Annotated in this window: 13 protein-coding genes; 3 read left to right on the top strand and 10 right to left on the bottom strand. The window is 46.3% G+C overall.

The window, feature by feature from the left end:
- The 10 genes from EDC16_RS07195 to EDC16_RS07150 all read right to left on the bottom strand — a co-directional run bounded on the left by EDC16_RS07195 (nt 1) and on the right by EDC16_RS07150 (nt 11,139).
- The gene (locus tag EDC16_RS07195) at nt 1-285 is read right to left on the bottom strand and encodes an MrpF/PhaF family protein (protein WP_132966878.1); all 285 of its coding nucleotides are present in this window, start codon (nt 283-285) and stop codon (nt 1-3) included.
- Nucleotides 272-649, bottom strand: a complete 378-nt coding sequence (locus EDC16_RS07190; protein WP_157330456.1) for a Na+/H+ antiporter subunit E — start codon at nt 647-649, stop codon at nt 272-274. Before EDC16_RS07190 ends, EDC16_RS07195 begins: the two co-directional genes overlap by 14 nt.
- Nucleotides 646-2,115, bottom strand: coding sequence for a complex I subunit 5 family protein (locus tag EDC16_RS07185; RefSeq protein WP_132966874.1), 1,470 nt, complete (start codon nt 2,113-2,115; stop codon nt 646-648). The genes EDC16_RS07190 and EDC16_RS07185 overlap by 4 nt, the downstream gene beginning before the upstream one ends.
- On the bottom strand, nt 2,115-2,543 hold the full coding sequence (locus EDC16_RS07180; protein WP_132966872.1) for an NADH-quinone oxidoreductase subunit K: 429 nt from the start codon (nt 2,541-2,543) through the stop codon (nt 2,115-2,117). Before EDC16_RS07180 ends, EDC16_RS07185 begins: the two co-directional genes overlap by 1 nt.
- A 5-nt stretch (nt 2,544-2,548) precedes the next feature.
- Nucleotides 2,549-2,977 carry an MnhB domain-containing protein gene (locus EDC16_RS07175; protein ID WP_132966870.1) on the bottom strand — a complete coding sequence of 143 codons (429 nt, stop codon included), beginning with the start codon at nt 2,975-2,977 and terminating at the stop codon, nt 2,549-2,551.
- A complete protein-coding gene (gene mbhE, locus EDC16_RS07170; RefSeq protein WP_132966868.1) occupies nt 2,964-5,339 on the bottom strand; it encodes a hydrogen gas-evolving membrane-bound hydrogenase subunit E in 2,376 nt (791 codons plus the stop codon). Before mbhE ends, EDC16_RS07175 begins: the two co-directional genes overlap by 14 nt.
- A 426-nt stretch (nt 5,340-5,765) precedes the next feature.
- Nucleotides 5,766-6,578 carry an ATP-binding cassette domain-containing protein gene (locus tag EDC16_RS07165; protein WP_132966866.1) on the bottom strand — a complete coding sequence of 271 codons (813 nt, stop codon included), beginning with the start codon at nt 6,576-6,578 and terminating at the stop codon, nt 5,766-5,768.
- Nucleotides 6,575-8,566 (bottom strand): dipeptide/oligopeptide/nickel ABC transporter permease/ATP-binding protein, encoded by a 1,992-nt coding sequence (locus EDC16_RS07160; RefSeq protein ID WP_132966930.1) that lies wholly within the window; start codon nt 8,564-8,566, stop codon nt 6,575-6,577. The genes EDC16_RS07165 and EDC16_RS07160 overlap by 4 nt, the downstream gene beginning before the upstream one ends.
- Complete coding sequence (locus EDC16_RS07155; protein ID WP_132966864.1) at nt 8,566-9,519, bottom strand: ABC transporter permease; 954 nt, start codon at nt 9,517-9,519, stop codon at nt 8,566-8,568. The genes EDC16_RS07160 and EDC16_RS07155 overlap by 1 nt, the downstream gene beginning before the upstream one ends.
- A gap of 72 nt (nt 9,520-9,591) precedes the next feature.
- Nucleotides 9,592-11,139, bottom strand: coding sequence for an ABC transporter substrate-binding protein (locus EDC16_RS07150; protein WP_132966928.1), 1,548 nt, complete (start codon nt 11,137-11,139; stop codon nt 9,592-9,594).
- 762 nt (nt 11,140-11,901) lie between these two features.
- On the opposite strand from EDC16_RS07150, the gene EDC16_RS07145 reads away from it, so the two are divergent.
- From EDC16_RS07145 to EDC16_RS07135, 3 genes are all read left to right on the top strand, one after another.
- Nucleotides 11,902-14,616 carry a lactoferrin/transferrin family TonB-dependent receptor gene (locus tag EDC16_RS07145; protein ID WP_132966862.1) on the top strand — a complete coding sequence of 905 codons (2,715 nt, stop codon included), beginning with the start codon at nt 11,902-11,904 and terminating at the stop codon, nt 14,614-14,616.
- A gap of 39 nt (nt 14,617-14,655) precedes the next feature.
- On the top strand, nt 14,656-15,849 hold the full coding sequence (locus EDC16_RS07140; RefSeq protein WP_132966860.1) for a transferrin-binding protein-like solute binding protein: 1,194 nt from the start codon (nt 14,656-14,658) through the stop codon (nt 15,847-15,849).
- A 309-nt stretch (nt 15,850-16,158) separates the two neighbouring features.
- Nucleotides 16,159-17,637 (top strand): surface lipoprotein assembly modifier, encoded by a 1,479-nt coding sequence (locus tag EDC16_RS07135; protein WP_132966858.1) that lies wholly within the window; start codon nt 16,159-16,161, stop codon nt 17,635-17,637.
- The last annotated feature ends 3 nt before the right edge of the window (nt 17,638-17,640 follow it).

Below are 17,640 nucleotides of genomic sequence, written 5' to 3'. Positions count from 1 at the left end.
TTATTTGCTCTCTTGCAGTTGTGCGTCATTTTTACGCCGAATCACGGCAGACCAACCGACGGTGCCGATAAAGCCGATTAAAGAAAGTCCGATGGCAACGTCTAATAATACGGTACGTTTGATCATTAATGAGGCGATGATGCACAGAATCAACGCCGCAGCTAATAAAATATCCAAAGCAACGATGCGATCGGCATCATCTGCACCTTTTTGAATCTGAGCAATCACCAATAAAATGGCAATCAGTGCGCAGACCACAACAAAAATCAGGCTAAACTCCAGCATTTTTTCCTCGCACAGCTTGTTTGGCAAATAGGGTCATAATATAAGGTTCAAATTTTTGTCTGATTTCACGGATAGCTTCATCACTTTTTTCAGTGTCCAAAATATGTAGCAACAGCCGATTATCTTCGCTGTCGATCGCCAGTAGTGAGGTTCCCGGCGTCAGACTGATCAGGCAAGCGAGCACGACTAAACCATTTTCGTTGACATTAGGGATCGTTAAGCTGGTGTAGCTGTCTTGCAACGATTTTTTCAACCCGAATTGCAGTTTGATGATCAGCAACAGGGTCGTAAAACCGGATTTTAGCATCAAATATAAAAATTGCAGGCTGAGCTGTAACACGGCGCAGATTTTTTTGACGATCACAACAGGCCTCCCAATTGCAGTGCCGCACGATGACTAAAATCGTACAGCAGATTTGGCAATAAGCTGATGAATAGGATAGTGATACATAAAATACTGATGGCAATCACGGCCGGCTTGACATCTTGTCGCACCGTTGGTTGCCAGACGCTGCTGCTGTCGCAAACCAGCGGATGTGGTTTACAGAACGCTTCGAACCAGATTTTCATCATCGAATAGAGCGTCAGCACGCTGACGATGAGTGCAATCGCAGTCCAAAGGACTCGACCTTGTTCAAGGGTTTCACGCAGCAGCAGTACCTTTGCCCAGAAACCGGAAAATGGCGGAATGCCGACCAACGACAGCGCCGGAATGGCGAAAAGGATTGCCAGCCAAGGCTTGATATTATACAGTCCGCCGATTTTGCGCAGATCATAACTACCGGCATAGACATAGATTACTCCAGCAATCAAAATCAGACAGGCTTTGACAATACTGTGATGAAAGGTGTAATAAATCGCGGCGGTATTGCCATCAGGGCTTGCCAGTGAAATGCCGAGTAAGATGTAGCCGATTTGCGAAATACTATGAAATACCAAAATTCGACGCATATCCCAATGATAAGCCGCCCCCAGTACGCCGACCACCATCGTACAGATTGCAATCCAAGCCAACACCAGCTGCAAGATGTCTATGGTAGGGGTGAAGGCTTGGGAAAGCGAGCGCAGTAAGGTATAAACGGCCACTTTGGTCAATAGCGCTGAAAATAGCGCCATCACCGGAATAGGCAGCGTGTGATATGACGCCGGCATCCAAGTGAACACCGGAAATGCAGCCACTTTGATCAACACGGCGACAATAAATAACGTGATCATCATCAACTTCGTTGCTGGGCTGATGGCGCTCAGAGCCGCTTGCACGGCTTGAAAGTTAAGGTTGCCGGTGCTGCCGTACAGCAATGCGATTGAGGTTAGCAATAACAGCGTACCGAACAGGTTTAACACCATATATTTGAAAGCGGCATCCAGTTGAGAAATTTTGCGCCCAATGGCCAATAAGCCGATGGCGCAGATCAAGATGACTTCGAACCAAACATACAGATTGAAGAAATCCTGCGTGATAAAGCTGCCGTTGACCCCGGCGATCAAGCCAAAAATTAACGGCAGTGTCAGTGAGTTGAGCGGACGAGTACTTAAGCCGGACAGCATAAACAGCAGGCAACAGAATGTAATCAAGGCAGAAATGGTGAGCATGATATAGCTCAACGCATCGATCTGAAATCCGATTCCGTATGGCAGTGGCCATTCACCGAATTGTGAAGACAGTGTTTGCTGTTGCAGCGGACTGTACAGCATGACGTGATTGAGCAAGATCAACAATGCTGCCAGCAGTCCGAGCCAATATTGTGTGCTTTGGCGGTAACGCAGAATAACCGTGATAGCGGCTGCCAACAGCGGCAGCAAAATGGGAGAAATGACTAAAAAATTCATTAACACAGATCCTTACGGTATTTTTTAAACTCGCCGTCGTCGTCATGATCAGGATGGATTGCCGGTTTATGCCCGCTGTTATTCAGCGGCTCGGCTTCACGCCATTCATTGATATCGTCGGTGCCCAGTTTTTTAATCAGCTTGATCATTAAGACAACGGAAAAACAGGTGAGGGCAAAGCCGATCACAATGGCAGTTAAAATTAATGCTTGCGGCAGTGGATTAGCCGGGTTCTCAATAACATTTTGTCCAAGCGGCACCACGGCAGGCACCGTTGAATACACCCGACCGGAGAGCAATATAATGAAATTGACGGCATTGCCAAGCAGCATCAACCCGATCACGATCCGTAGTGCGTGACGGGACAGCAGCAGATAGATCGCAGCAACCAAGGTGATCCAAAGGGTAATTAAAATAACTAATGTCATAATCTCTATTCCGTGGTTTCCAACAACATAATGGCATATCCGCTGACCACGCCCCAGATACAAAGATATACGCCTAAGTCAAACAGCAACACCGTCGAAATTTTATACTCAAAAAAGAATAGTGGTATTGTTGCCCAAAAGTGATATAAAAAAGCCTGTCCGCTGAGCAGTGCAGGTAATCCGGCAGCAGCGGCCAGTAGCAGCCCGCAGGCTGCGAGATTGAGTGGCGAAGCGAACGGTAATTTTTTCATTGCCTGTTTGGCAGAAAATGCGATCGCCCATAAAATGGAGGCGGAAGCAGCCAATAAACCGGCAATAAAACCACCACCGGGTTCATTATGACCGCGCAACAGAATCACTAAAGAGGTCAGCAATACAATCCAATATAGCGGAAGTGCGGTTTTGCTTAACAGCAGAATTTTATGGGGTTTCATCTTGCACCTCTTGGCTTTTTTCTGTTTTATTGCGTTTCAACAATCCGGTTTGGCGTTTCAGTTCACGCAACAGTGGACGAGCGGCAAGCAGTGAGAACAGCATCACGGCAACTTCGCCAAACGTATCCAGCGCGCGGAAATCAACCAAAATCACGTTGATGATATTGCGTCCATAGGCTTCGGGCACACTGTTTTCAATATAAAAATCAGAAACGCTATGGTCGAAATCCAGCCCTAACATCACTAACAGCGTGACCAGAATAATACTGGCAACCAGCACAGAAAGCAGTAGTGTGAACAGCAGCTGTTTCGGGTGTTTGCGCCGATCTTGCGGACGATTGAAATCGGCTGATTTACTTTGGATTAAAATAATCAAAATTGATGATAAAATAATCACTAAAATGGTTTCTACCACAAACTGGGTCAATGCCACATCAGGGGCAGAAACAAACACAAACAGCAGTGCAGAACCAAAGCCGACCAAGCCCGAATTGAGCAGTAAGATAAAAGGTTTGGCGGACAACATCACAAAAATTGCCCCAATGCAGATCAAGGTTGCGGCACTGATCAAGCCAAGACTCGGCAGTGGATCCAACAGTGTAGTGATATTGACGCTAATATTAACCCCTTGCGAAATAGCCCAAATTAAGCTGAGCGTCAGGCTGATTAAAGTAAAACCCAACATCCAGCGGATATAACCGGAAAGCAATCCATGTTGAAATCTGCCGGTGACTTTGGCAGTCAGTGCCGGAATTTGATCAACGATACGGGTATACGTCGCCGCGCCGCCCCATTGTGGAAACAACTTCAAAAAGCGATCGAAAGCATAGTGCAGCCGATCCCAAAAATAGAAGACGATCAGTCCGAACAGTACGGTTGCCAAAATAGTTAAACCGGTGGTTTGCAATGCTTCCCAGTTAAAATACAAATCGACATCGCCGATGGGTTTTGCGGTGATAGTTTGTGCCGCAATTTTAATAAACGGAATGGCCAATTGTGGGGTTAAACCGATAAATAAGCCAACAATCGCCACCAGTGCCGGCGCCAGTAACATTTTGATCCGCACTTCTTGCACATGCGGGGTGATGTTGTTGCCGGGATGCAGCCAAAATACCCGAATGGCAGCAACAGCGGCAACCGCGACCGCGATAATACTGAAAATGATGTTGCCATAAGCGCTGAACGGCAGAGTATCGTCGGCTTCTTTGGCTACGGTTAGGGCTTCTTTGGCGATAAAACCGAATGAAGTCGGCATACCAGCCATGGAAAGTGCGGCGAGGATAGCGACCGTTGCCGTCCACGGCATATAGCGTTTTAAGCCGCCCAAATGATCAATAATCCGCGTGCCGGTGGCATGGTCGATATTGCCGGCGACAAAAAACAGAGGCGCTTTGTATAGTGCATGTGCCAACACAAATGTCACCACCGCAATCGAGGCAGAGCTGCTGTCTAAGCCGATCAGCACCACCATCGTACCTAGCGACGCCACGGTGGACCATGCCAAGATTTTCTTTAAATCCCGTTCTCGCAGTGCCAACATCATACCCCAGGCGGCAGTAATCGATCCGACGGTTTGTAAGATCTGTTGCCACAATGCCCAATCGGAAAGCGCATAATCCAGTCGTGCCAATAAGAAAATACCTAATTTCACCATGGTTGCCGAGTGTAAATACGCCGAAACCGGGGTTGGCGCCGCCATTGCATTCGGCAGCCAAAATTGGAACGGAAACTGAGCGCTTTTGGTAAATGCCCCAATTAAGATCAGCAGCAAAATCCACTTAAAGTGCGGTTGTGAGAGGTAATCCGGCAATATTTTGATGATTTCTGAAATTTGTGCTGTACCGGTTAACTGCCACAGCCACAAAAATCCGGCTAACATACATAAACCACCGCTACCGGTGACCAGCAACGCTTGCTTGGCAGAAGTGCGGTTTTCTTCCGCTTGGTAATTAAACAGCACCAATAAAAATGAGGTGATGCTGGTGAGTTCCCAAAACAGGAAAAATAGCAGCAGGTGATCGGAAACCACACAGCCAATCATCGCCAGCATAAACACACTCAACAATACATACAGCCGTCGTAGTTGTGGATGATCGGCAAAATAACCGGCAGCATACAGATATACTGCGCAGCCGATGCCGGTGATCAACGACAGCATCAGTAGCGAAAGCCCGTCAATATAGATCAAAAAATTGATGTTGAGCAGACTGAACCAAGGCAATTGGTATTGATAGGCAGGTTGATAATTGCTTATCCAAAGAAAAATCACGGCGATCAATCCGCCCAGCGGCAGTAAGCTCCAAAGTATTTTTTCAATTTTTGTCGGAGTTTTGCCGGATAATGTCGGATCAATATGCGCCATGTCTGAATAATCACCTTGTACTGAAATAAAAATCGGCTTATAAAACTATCTGTTTTGACAGCGATAGTCAACCTTTGCAGGAATTTGCACAGGATAGACAAGTATTTTTTTCTCTTTACGATAACAAAAAGCAAAAAGCTCTCTTGTTGAGAAGAGAGCTTCAGATTATTGACAAAGATATTTGATGAGGCAAAGTAGATATTTGATGAGGCAAGGTAGGGACGGATTGCATCCGCCCGTTTGCGAAGTGCGGTATAAGCACTTAATCAATAAAGGAAAAATGCAAAGTGCGGTTCGGGGCGATATATAATCGCCCCCTACTTTTACAATATTAATCGTGTATTTTAACCTTTGTCAGCAGTCTAAAGCTCCCTTATTGAGAAGAGAGCTTTATTTTTGTGCAGTCTTTACCTGCCGTCAGGGGGACTATAATAGCGATGGTGCTGCGCCGAGCAGACGACGAGTGTAATCCTGTTGTGGGTTTTCAAAGATTTGGTTGGAAGAACCGCTTTCAACGATTTTTCCGGCAAACATCACCACAATTCGATCGGATACTTGACGTACCGTTTGAATATCGTGCGAGATAAACACCATTGCTAAATTCAACTCTTTTTTCAAATCCGCTAACAAATTCAACACCTGCGCCCGAACTGAAACATCCAGTGCAGATGTCGGTTCATCCGCCACAATCAGGGACGGATTCAGCGCTAATGCTCTGGCGATGGCAACCCGTTGTTTTTGCCCACCGGATAAACGAGTTGGTTCCACTGCGGCGGCAGAACGTGGCAAGCCGACGCGAGAAAGCAGTTCATATACCCGTTTCTCCCGCTCGTGTGGCTGCAGCACGTTATGAATATCCAACGGATCACGTAGAATATCGAATACCTTCATGCGTGGGTTAAGTGCGGTTGCCGGGTCTTGGAAAATCACCGACACTTGCCGCCCAAACTGTTTGCGCGCTGCGGCACTGCCATATTGCATTTTCAGACCGTTGAATTTCACTTCGCCGGACGTTGGCGGTTGCAGCCCGATCATCACATTGGCAAGCGTTGATTTGCCACAGCCGGACTCGCCGACGATACCGACGGTTTCACCGGCACTGACGTGGAAGTCCACACCACCGACTGCGGTGACTTTGTTGCGGCTGAATAGCGAACCGTCACGCGAAGGGAACTGTACCACGATATCTTTTAAGTTGATGATATGTTGTGGTTTGATGACTTTGATACTGCTGCTCATACATTCTCCCCTTGTGTGGTATGATGTTTTTCTGCTAAGTGCGAAGCCCATAAATGGTTAGGCACATCGCCTGCCGGAACCAACGGCAGTTTTTGTTGCGGGTTGGCATCTGGACGCAAGGAGCGACCTGCAAAGCGGTCACCTTTGGCAAAATCATAAGGCGACGGCACGCTGCCCGGAATTTGGTATAACCGTTCGGCACGTTCTTCAGTGGAAAGCACCGAGCCGAGCAAGCCTCGGGTATATTCGTGCATTGGATTTGCCAACAATGGCGAAGTCGGTGCGCTTTCAACCACTTGACCGGCATACATCACCGTGATGTGGTGTGCCATTTGTGCTACTAAAGCAAGGTCATGACTGACGAATACCATCGCAAAGCCCAGTTTTTCGCGCAATTCGTTCAACAGTTTGATCACTTCCGCTTGCACCGTCACATCAAGTGCGGTCGTCGGTTCGTCGGCGATCACCAATTTCGGCTCTCTTGCCAATGCCATCGCAATCAACACCCGTTGCCGTTGCCCGCCAGAAAGTTCATGCGGATAGCGGTTTAAGGTTTTGGACGGATCCAGTTTTACCCATGACAACAGGGTTTCAGCGGTGTGTTTGCTGCCACGATTGATGATTTGTGCCATTTGTGCCTTGATTCGCATTGAAGGATTCAAGGCGCTTAACGCATCTTGATAGATCATCGCAATTTCGGTGCCGCGCAATTGATTCAGTTGTGTCGAGGTCAGCAGGTCATGCTCTTTGCCGCTGCGATCACAGAATGTGATGCTGCCGCTGATTTTAGCCGATGGTGGCAACAAGCCCATAATTGAGAAAGCGGTGATTGATTTGCCGCAGCCGGATTCACCGACCAGCCCCATGGTTTCACCTTCATTGACGGTGAAACTGATGTTATCCACTAACGGGGTTTCTCCATAACGGCTAGGGAAGCGGATAGAGAGGTTTTTGACCTGTAAAATCGGTTTGGCAGTTGGATCTAACTGCATACGATCAGTACGGGTGATCTCTTTGTTGTGTAAGTTAAATAGGTAGCGTTTCAGTGCTAAACCCTCTGCCATCGCTTCTTGCACATCGGTGCTCAAAATGGTGGCGGGTTTTTCTTCGCCGCTGTCGGTACGGGTGGTTTTGCGCAGTTTTGGATTGACCAACGCATCGGTTAAACCTTCTGCCAGAATATTTAATGCCAGCACAGTTAACAAAATGGTTAAGCCGGCAAAAGTCGTTGCCCACCAACCGCCGTTTAACACGAGGTTACGACCATAAGCGATAACATTGCCCCAAGACGGAGCGGGTGCTTGCACCCCGGCGCCCAAGAAGGAGAGTGATGCTTCGAATACGATGGCATCAGCCACCATCACGGTAGCGAACACCAACACCGGTGCCGCAGTGTTGCGAACCACGTGCTTAATTAAAATATAAGGACGGCTGGCACCCAACACCCGTTCAGCACGGATGTAGTCTTCTTCCCACTGAGAAACCACGTTGGCACGCACGACGCGGGCAAGTTGTGGGGTATAAACCACGGCAATAGCCAGAATGATCATCGGCAAGGAGTTGCCGAATGTCACCAATAAAACTGCAGCTAGCGCAATTGCGGGGAAGGACATCATGATATCCATCAACCGCATGATGGTTTCATTACCCCAACGGCTGGCTGTGGCGGCAGTGGAACCCAAAATAGCACCGAAAAGAATGGCTAAACCGACCGAACCCAAACCAATAATCAGTGAGGTTTGTGAACCGTACACCATGCGTGAGAACACGTCGCGACCTAAGCGATCGGTGCCGAACCAGTTATTCAAGCTTGGGGCTTGTGCCGGAATGCCGCTGGCGAGCGGATCATGGGTTGCAACCCAAGGGGCAAAAATAGCCACTAAAACAATCAGAAAGATAAATGAGAGTGAGAGTTTTGCGCTAAACGGCAGTGCTTGAAAGCGGGCGCCACCGCTGGCTAAACGTTTACTTAAACCTTGACGTAGCATCATAAACTCCGGATTCTTGGATTAATCAATAAATACAATATATCAACGATGATATTGACCAAAATAAAGGTGAACGCAATCGTTAATACAACCCCTTGTACTAAATGCAGATCATGATTCACAATACCGTTGAAAATCAATTTCCCCATTCCCGGTAAATCGAAAATTTGTTCGATAACCACCGCGCCGCCTAACAAGTAGCCGACGCGCAGACCTAATACCGTCACCGGTGTAATCAGTGCGTTACGCAACACGTTATAGCGAATGACAGTGGAATAAGGCACGCCGTTACCAATTGCAGTACGGACATAATCTTTATCCATCTCTTCCACCATGGTGGTGCGCACCACCCGGATTAACGAGGCACAAACCGGTACGGCAAGCGCTAAAGAAGGCAATGTCATCGAAAGAATGTAGTCTTTCGGGCTTTCACTGAAAGGAACAAATCCGCCGGACGGGAAAATGTCATAGTCGAGTGACAACCATTGAATCAATAAGATCCCCAGCCAGAATGACGGGGTAGCAACAGCGGCAACAGAGAGTAAACGAATGACCTGATCAACCCAGCGATCGCGATAAAGTGCGGCTAACACACCTAAACTAAAAGAAACAATTGCAGCAAAAAAAACACCGATAAAAGTTAATTGCAGGGTTAATGGGAAGGCTTTAGCAATCAGTGCACTGATTGGTTGTTCCGGTGGCATGGTGACACCGAAATCAAAATGAAATAAGTTGACGATATAACGTCCGTATTGAACCAAAATAGGATCATTTAAACCGTGTGTTTCCCGATATAAGGCTTTGGCAGCTTCGCTCGCGCTGTCTCCTAGTGCAATAATTGCCGGGTCACCGGGACTGAGTTGCAGAATAACGAACACTAATGCCGTCACCCCGAACATCATGACCGGTAGGGCAAGCAAGCGCCGCAACAGCAAACGCAACACAATTTCCATATGGTTATCTCCAAATAAAGCAATGAGTTAAGAAACGCAGGTATCTTGCGATACCTGCGGAATGGCTTTGGGCTATTTGCGACCGGTGCCGATGAAAGACAAACCGGTTGTTGGTAATGGTTGGAAGTCGCTGAGTTTTTTCGCATCCCACGCGGTAGGCAGTTTGCGGTGGAACAGAGGATAAAGCGGAACTTGATCAGCGATGATATTGATGGCTTCGCTCCAAATTTTCTTCGCTTCATCATTCGTTTTCGCTTTAACAGCGTCGTCTAACAGCACTTGCACTTTGGCATATTCTGGCGTATTGCTCCAACGATAGCGGTTTTTCGCCCAAACATCACCGCGATACCACCAGCTCATCAACAAGTCAACGTCGTTACCGAATACAGACGGATCGCCCGGGGCAATCACCACACCAAAATCACCGGATGGGATAGCTTGGCCATATAACGCACCGGATTGTAAGTGTTCTAAGGTAACTTTCACGCCCGGGATTTTATTCCAAGACTCTAAAATTAATGGGGCGCAGTCTTTCACCCAAGAGTGATCGGTTGCCAACAGTTTGAATGACAAATTGGTGACACCGGCGTCTTTCAATAACGCTTCTGCTTTTTTCACGTCATAGTCATACTGCGTTGAGGCTTTCACATAATCGGCGTGAGTGGTTTGCAGGAATGAGGTCGCAGGTTCTGCGTTACCCATCAGGGCGGTATTGATTAGGGCTTGGGTGTCTAAACCGTAGTGTAATGCTTGACGCACTTTTGGATTATCAAACGGTGCTTTTTCGCAGTTGAACATCAGGAACAGTAAACCGAAAGATTGCACAGATTCAACCGTTTGGCGTTTTTGTAGGCGAGTGACATCCAAATATGGCACACTTTCCATCGCTTGGGTACGGCCAGACTCTTGTGCGGTAACACGGGCGGAGTCATCAGACAGTAAGAACCAAGTCATGTCTTTCACTTGTGCCGGATAGATACCGTTATAGCTGTCGTGCGCTGCAAACACGATACGATCATCTTTCACCGCAGAAACAAATTTAAATGGACCGGAGCCAACTGGCTCGGCATCAAATTTAGCTGCACCAACGGCTTCGATCACATGTTTCGGTACAATTTTAACGATAGTCAAGCGGTCATTGAATAAAGCAAATGGATATTTCAGTTTAAATTCCACTGTTTTGGCATCAAGAGCGGTAACTTTGTCAATATATGGGATGAACTGGGCAAACAAGGATTTGTTGTCAGGGTTCAAGACACGCTCGAAGGAGTAAACCACATCTTCAGTAGTAACCGGTTTTCCGTCGTGGAATGTTGCGCCGTCACGTAAGGTGATGTGCCAAGTGGTGTCGTCAACTTGCACCGGTTCAGCACCGGCTAGCGCTAAGTAAGGCTTGCGGGTAGCAGGGTGCAGATCCACTAAGCCTTCAAAAATATGCAGGTTAGCGGCATAAGACGATGCACCACTGGAGGTTAACGGGTCGAAACCGGTTGATAGTGGATAAGCAATTCCGGCTTCGATACTACCTGAAGTCGCGGCTTTAGCAAAAGCCGGGTTGGTGAAAGTTCCTAACGTTCCTGAGAATGCCAGTCCGGCACCAACACCGCCCATAAGTTTCATAAAATGACGGCGTGATTCGTTATGTGATGTAGTCATATGCAACGCTCCTGTTTTGTTTGTGCTTAAGTGTCTGTTTAATATTTCTATCTGTTTATCGATAAGTCGTAATAAACGTTAAGCCCATCTCCGACCTGCGGCTGATTCACCATTTATGTATGCAATACAAGATAAGAGATGTGAATTTATAAACTCCATGAAACATAAATTCATGAAGTGTTTTTATCCATGATAAAAATATCATGAAGTGTAGCTATCATAATTCTCCATTCGGATAGGGTCAATAAGAATCCCGAGAAAAATAAAATGTTTTGTAGAAAGTGAGAACTAAGTCACAACTGAAGATTGAAGCTTGCTCAAAACGGCAGCGCAAAAGGGATTTTATATCAGTAGCAAAGTGAAAAGTGCGGTTTATTATCAGGCAGAATTTAAATTATAAGAAAATGGGTTAAAGAATTAACTTACTGTTTTATATGAAGATTATTCTTATTGAGAATTTGGAGTGAAGTTTTGTAATTTTATTTATTTTATTTGATCCACTTCACAAATTTATATCTATTTTTAAATAAATAATAAAATCATTTGGTTAATAGCCTAGTTATCATTTATGATAATGCTAATAGTTATCATTAATGAAACTATTAAACAATATATTAAAACTAGCAAGCATAGGCTATGAAGTGGGATTTCAAATCGACAAGATTATTTGTCGGTATTGATAACCTATTCATAGCCTAAGCATTTTGTACAATCTTAGGTATTACAATGAAAATTAATCAACCCAAATTACTTCATTTTAAAATGAAGCCACTATCAAAGATAGTGGCTATAGCCCTCTTTGGCGGACACCTTGCTTTACCATTTGCTGCTTATGCTGCTGAATCGGAGGAAGGTGCTGTACTGGATGAAATTCAAGTAGTCGGAAAGTTGAGCGAAACCAGTAAATCGCAGCGTAGCATCAGCCGTGTTGTTAAAAATGCAGAGCAGCTCAAAAAAGAACAGGTCAATGATATTCGGGATTTGACGCGTTATGATCCGGGTATTGCCGTTAATGAACAAGGTTCCGGTGCTTCGGCGGGGTATTCGATCCGTGGTGTGGACAAAGATCGGGTGGCAATTTCGGTCGACGGCATTTCACAAGCACAAAATTTTATGCCTCGTTCTAGCTATTCAGAAGGCTTTAGCGGCGCGAAAAATGAGATCGAATTTGAAAATATCAAAGCAGTCGAGATTAGCCAAGGTGCGAATTCGGTGATGGGCGGCAATGGTGCATTGGGCGGCTCGGTGATGTTTGTGACCAAAGAACCTGACGATGTGATTAAGCCCGGCCAAAATTGGGGGCTCAACATTAAAAACAGCTATGCCAGCAAAGATGAGCGTTGGGGCAACTCGATTGCGGCTGCGGGGCGTGCCGGTGGCTTCTCTGCATTATTGCAATATACCCGACGTGATGGGCATGAAATCAAATCCCATCCAAAAACGCCGAACCAAACACTGAACAGAATGTTCCCGACCGATAAACAATACGAAGATTTGAGAAATGCAGGGTGGACAGATGCCACCAGACCGGATCATTTCCCGCAAGGTGAATATTGTATTGGCAGAGCGCACCCTTCTGCTTGTGTTCAAAGTATGGATTTATCACCGAATGAGGTTTACGGAACAACCCGCAATGCCGCTAACCCAATGGACTATCGTTCAGATTCTTGGTTTGGGAAATTTCAATATGACTTGACACCGGAACACACCGTCGGTTTTGTATTTGAAGATACTCAACAAAAATATGAAATTGATGATCGTGCTAACCGTCAGCGGCCTTACTTCCGCAATTTCCGAGATGCCGATCCAAGTGCTACTCGACACAGCTACATCTATCGGATGTTGTTCCCATTTTATAAATTTGTCGATCATATCCATGAGAAAAACAGGGTCGGCGTGTTTTATCAATATCAATCTGAAAATCGCAACAGCTGGCTAGACACCGCAAAATTGGAGATTGATGAAGAGAAAACGCATATTACTTCGATCCACACTACCGCAGGTTGCACTTTGATTGGCGATAAGCCGAATAGAGACTGTGAGCTTTTCCAGCGTCAGGATAATATCGGTTCCAGCTTTGTTGAATACCAACACCAGCGTCAAAATGTTGCCCGTTTGACTGAGCAAAATAAACGTGTTCGTTTCAGTGGCAGTAAAAGCCTGGAGTATTGGGGCATTAAGCATGAAATTGATCTGCTTGCCGGCTTAGGGTATTCCGAGTATCGCTTACTGGATCGTTATAAACGTCGCGAATATGCCTTGAAGGTACCGGATGACCATCCTTGCCATGCCGATAAGCGTTTTGGTTGTAACCCAGCATTTGAAGGGAAAACGCAGATTGTTGATACTTTACATGATGATATTTATCACCCAATCAATGGTAAAAATTACTATATTGGGCTGAGCAATCACTGGAAACTGAATCAATATATTGATTTGAACGGGGGGATTCGTTATGACGAATATAAATATCACTCTTCGTGGCCTTACTTTGCCAATGATAAGTACAGCAGTCTGTCATGGTCTGCCGGTGTCGGACTAAATCTGACCGATAATATCAGTTTGAGTTATAAAGCCAGCACAGGCTTCCGTGTACCTAACGCACAGGAAATGTATGGCACCAATGGTCAGCGCCATTTTGAAAAGAAATATAGCCGTCCCTTAAGCCGAGAGAAAATTCAGGCGGAAAAAGCCTTTAATCAGGAGGTTGGTGTCGATATCCATGGCAATGTAGGCTATATCAATGTCAATGTTTTCCGTTCTGAATACACTAATTTTATCACCTTAAAAGCTAAGACGGCTGCGAATTTTAATGAACCGCGAGAAATTGGTTTGCAATACTACGGCAACCAAACCAAAGCTTATGCCGAAGGTTTCAATATTCGTGGGGTCGTTGATTTCCATGCGTTGTGGAGCGTGCTTCCGGAAGGGCTGAGTGGCAGTGCTGCCTATAGCAAAGTCTATCCTAAAAAGCTTGGCAAACTGTCCGGTGATAGCTCCAATATGCTAGAAACCAGCTATGCAATGGATACGTTACAGCCGGCAAAAACGGTGTTGGGCTTGGATTACGACGCGCCGTCCGGTAAGTGGGGCAGCGGAATACGTTTTACTCGCTCCGATGGCAAAAAAGCCAGTGAGTTGGTCAGCAAACTTCCCAATATTGATATTCGTCAATCAAGGGATATTTCCGTCGTCAATGTATTAAGTAAATCTTGGTATACCTGGGATTGGGTCGGCTATGTAGAGCTAGGCAAAAACGTTACGCTACGCGGTGGCATTTATAACTTAACCAACAGCAAGTATGTGACCTGGGAGTCATTACGCCAAACCGGTATTGCAGGCTTGACTACCGGTGTGGTGGCAGAAGTCGATGGGGTGGGCTATGACCGCCTGACTGCACCGGGACGAAATTATGCCCTAAGTGTCGAATTTGCTTTTTAACGCTATGCCAATTTATAAAAAATAAGGAATTATCAGAATATGAAAAAAATAACGTTTATCCGTGCACCTTACAGTTGTGTTGCACTGGCAATCGCAGCTATGTTCACCTTGACTGCCTGTGGTGGTAATGGCGGTGTGACAGGCAATGAACCTCCGGTGGTGGTGCAACCAAAGCCAACACCATCACCAACACCATCACCGACCCCAACTCCGACACCAATTCCGGTGCCTGAACCAATTCCGGTACCGGAGCCGATTCCAACACCGGAACCAACGCCTGAACCTAATCCGCAGCCAGAACCGGAAGGACCTGTGGCCCCGCTACCGGCGGCGAATAAAAACACGCCGAAGGCTGGCGAGTTCTTGCCGAAAGATTTTGCGTATAACGAATATACGTCGCCAATTGTCCGGTTGCACAAAGACACCGTGGATAATGAATCGACCATGCGAGTTGAATATGGTGTGAAAAAAGTTGGTACTCGACAGACTTTTGCTGGTATTCGCAAAGTTTTTTATACCACAGATGGCAAGCTGTCAGCAATTCTAACTGGGGCAACTGGACCTTACGAAATCTTTAGCCATAAGCTGGGTGATAAAATTCATCATACTACTGAATATGGGAAGGGGGATTTAGATGCCGAAGATAGGTACGATGCGGGATTGAAAGCCGGCGGACAATATGGTGCGGTTTATAGCAGCAATGCCAGCCCAACTTACTTTTTCCGTGATCCGGCAGTGGCAAATTGGAACTACCAGACTTACGGCAAATTCAAAGCGACCGGCAACATTGAAGCGGAATCTGTCTATCAAAGTTTGGGACAACAAACCACAGCAGCGGAACTACCGACCAGCGGCAGTGCGGAGTATAAAGGGATTTCCAGCGGAACCAATCATAAAGCGGCTTCTATTGATTTGATCACCTCCGATGTGACGATCAAAGCCGATTTTGGCAAACGTGAACTGGAGTTCGCCACCAGCAACACCAAGACTTATACTTGGGAAAGCGATCAAGCAACAGCCGCCGACAATTTAGATTTATCCGGCAAAGCGGTTTGGAATAGTGGTAGCGCCACCTTCAAAGGCAATATTGAAACTGCAGACAAAACCATGAGCGGGCAGGTTGACGGACGTTTCTATGGCCCTCAAGCCGATGAAGCCGGCGGCGTGTTTGGGGTCAGCAATGCAGATAAAACTGAAAACTACCTAGGTGGTTTTGGTGCCAGACGCGAATAAAACCGCACTTTCAGCGTTACAGCCACAAAGTAGCTGAGTGCAAATGAGGGGCATTGCCCCTCAGATTATTGACAAAGATATTTGATGAGGCAAAGTAGGGGCAGATTATATATCCACCCGAACCGAGCTTTACATTTTTCCTTTATTAATTAATTGCTTATGTCGCACTTTGCAAACGGGCGGATATATAATCCGTCCCTACTTTTACAATATTAATTGTGTATTTTAACCTTTGTCAGCAGTCTAAGGGACATTACCCCTCTAAATTGCTGGCAACATTTAATTTTGATATTTCAACCGGATAGGATTATGTGTTTATCCTCAATTTTTTATGCCCTGTTTTATGATTTGCGTAACAACAGATTTTTGACCGCACTTTTGGTTACCGCACTTTTTATCGGCGCTATCCCTGCGACAGCGGCTGAATCATCGGCGCTCAATCAGCAAGATCTGCCGATTTACCAACTCAACAATTTACCTGAACCACAGCAATATCAGCATGACAACAGTGTGCCGACACCAAGTGCGGTACACACGGCAGCGCCAACACAACAGCTCTTGAAATTAGAACAACACATTTTGCCGACAGTATTGCAACAGATGAAAAAAGGCGAGTGGCAGGCAGCAAAACAAGCGTTGACACCGCTAATAAATCATATTCCCCCCTCTCTGCATGGACTGTTTTTGGCAGGACAAATTGCCGAGCAGCAGCAAGCATGGCAAAGTGCGGTCAGCTATTACCGCAAGATGTTGGCAATCGACAGTAGCTTGCACCGCCCACGTTTAGAGCTGGCAAATGCGCTGGCAAAATCCGGTGATATTAAAGCGGCAGAATACCAATTTAATCTGGCGCTCAGTCAAAAGTTGCCGCAAGCGGTGGAAAATAATGTGTTTTCAAGATTGCAACACCTCAAAGATCAAACCACTTATTTGAACTTCCATTTTTCACTGGTACCAAGCAGTAATATTAATCAGGGCAGTAGCCGTCAATCTTTTATCCTAGACGGCAAAGAGTATTTTCTGACTGAATCCAGCAAGGCAAAGCGTGGGCTTGGAGTGCAATGGGGAATTAACGCTGAAAAGCGTTTCGGACAGCAATATCAATGGTTCGTTAGCGGTGCGCTGCTACATTCGGATTTCCCTAATAAATCGAATGATCAAACGGTCAGCCGTTTGATGCTGGGGCGCAGTTTCGGCACACAGCAAGGACATTCGCTGGATGTTGCACTGGGCGGACATCATGTGTTGTATCAACACAAAGGGTTATACCACGGCGGCGTGTTGCGTTTGGACTACAGCTGGCGTATCCAGCCGGATTGGCGACTTGCGCTATCGTGGGAATCACAGCAGTTACACTACCGTCCGCAGTTTGACTATATGCGTGGCTGGCAACATTGGGCAACAGCAAAACTAATCCATCTTTCGCAAGGTCGCACCAGTTACTATTGGGGTGTGCAGCAAGGCTTCAATCGGGCTGCGGAAAAGAGCTACGCTTACCGCACGTTGAGTTGGCAAAGTGGTATTCGGCACCATTTTGATTTTCAACAACTGACGCTCGGCGGACATTTGTCTTATACCACGACCCGTTATCTTGCTGCCGATCCGTTTTTTCGCACTCAGCGCCAAGATAAACGCTGGAATGTAAGTGCCGATATTTTAAAGCGTGACTGGTCATGGCGAGGCTTTTCGCCACGTTTATCGTTTCATTACAGCGATAACCGCTCGAATATCCCGATTCATACCAACCAGAATAAGCAAGTGCGGTTGACGTTCTCTAAAGAGTTTTAAGGA

The sequence above is a fragment of the Testudinibacter aquarius genome, from assembly GCF_004342725.1.
GTDB lineage: Bacteria > Pseudomonadota > Gammaproteobacteria > Enterobacterales > Pasteurellaceae > Chelonobacter > Chelonobacter aquarius.
Note: the sequence above shows the minus strand (reverse complement) of the source record. Positions and strands in the feature narration are given on the sequence as shown.

Coding starts and splice junctions, on each gene's coding strand:
- EDC16_RS07195 (WP_132966878.1), bottom strand. CDS start 285: ATGCTGGAGTTTAGCCTGATTTTTGTTGTGGTCTGCGCACTGATTGCC.
- EDC16_RS07185 (WP_132966874.1), bottom strand. CDS start 2,115: ATGAATTTTTTAGTCATTTCTCCCATTTTGCTGCCGCTGTTGGCAGCC.
- EDC16_RS07180 (WP_132966872.1), bottom strand. CDS start 2,543: ATGACATTAGTTATTTTAATTACCCTTTGGATCACCTTGGTTGCTGCG.
- EDC16_RS07175 (WP_132966870.1), bottom strand. CDS start 2,977: ATGAAACCCCATAAAATTCTGCTGTTAAGCAAAACCGCACTTCCGCTA.
- mbhE (WP_132966868.1), bottom strand. CDS start 5,339: ATGGCGCATATTGATCCGACATTATCCGGCAAAACTCCGACAAAAATT.
- EDC16_RS07165 (WP_132966866.1), bottom strand. CDS start 6,578: ATGAGCAGCAGTATCAAAGTCATCAAACCACAACATATCATCAACTTA.
- EDC16_RS07160 (WP_132966930.1), bottom strand. CDS start 8,566: ATGCTACGTCAAGGTTTAAGTAAACGTTTAGCCAGCGGTGGCGCCCGC.
- EDC16_RS07155 (WP_132966864.1), bottom strand. CDS start 9,519: ATGGAAATTGTGTTGCGTTTGCTGTTGCGGCGCTTGCTTGCCCTACCG.
- EDC16_RS07150 (WP_132966928.1), bottom strand. CDS start 11,139: ATGAAACTTATGGGCGGTGTTGGTGCCGGACTGGCATTCTCAGGAACG.
- EDC16_RS07145 (WP_132966862.1), top strand. CDS start 11,902: ATGAAAATTAATCAACCCAAATTACTTCATTTTAAAATGAAGCCACTA.
- EDC16_RS07140 (WP_132966860.1), top strand. CDS start 14,656: ATGAAAAAAATAACGTTTATCCGTGCACCTTACAGTTGTGTTGCACTG.
- EDC16_RS07135 (WP_132966858.1), top strand. CDS start 16,159: ATGTGTTTATCCTCAATTTTTTATGCCCTGTTTTATGATTTGCGTAAC.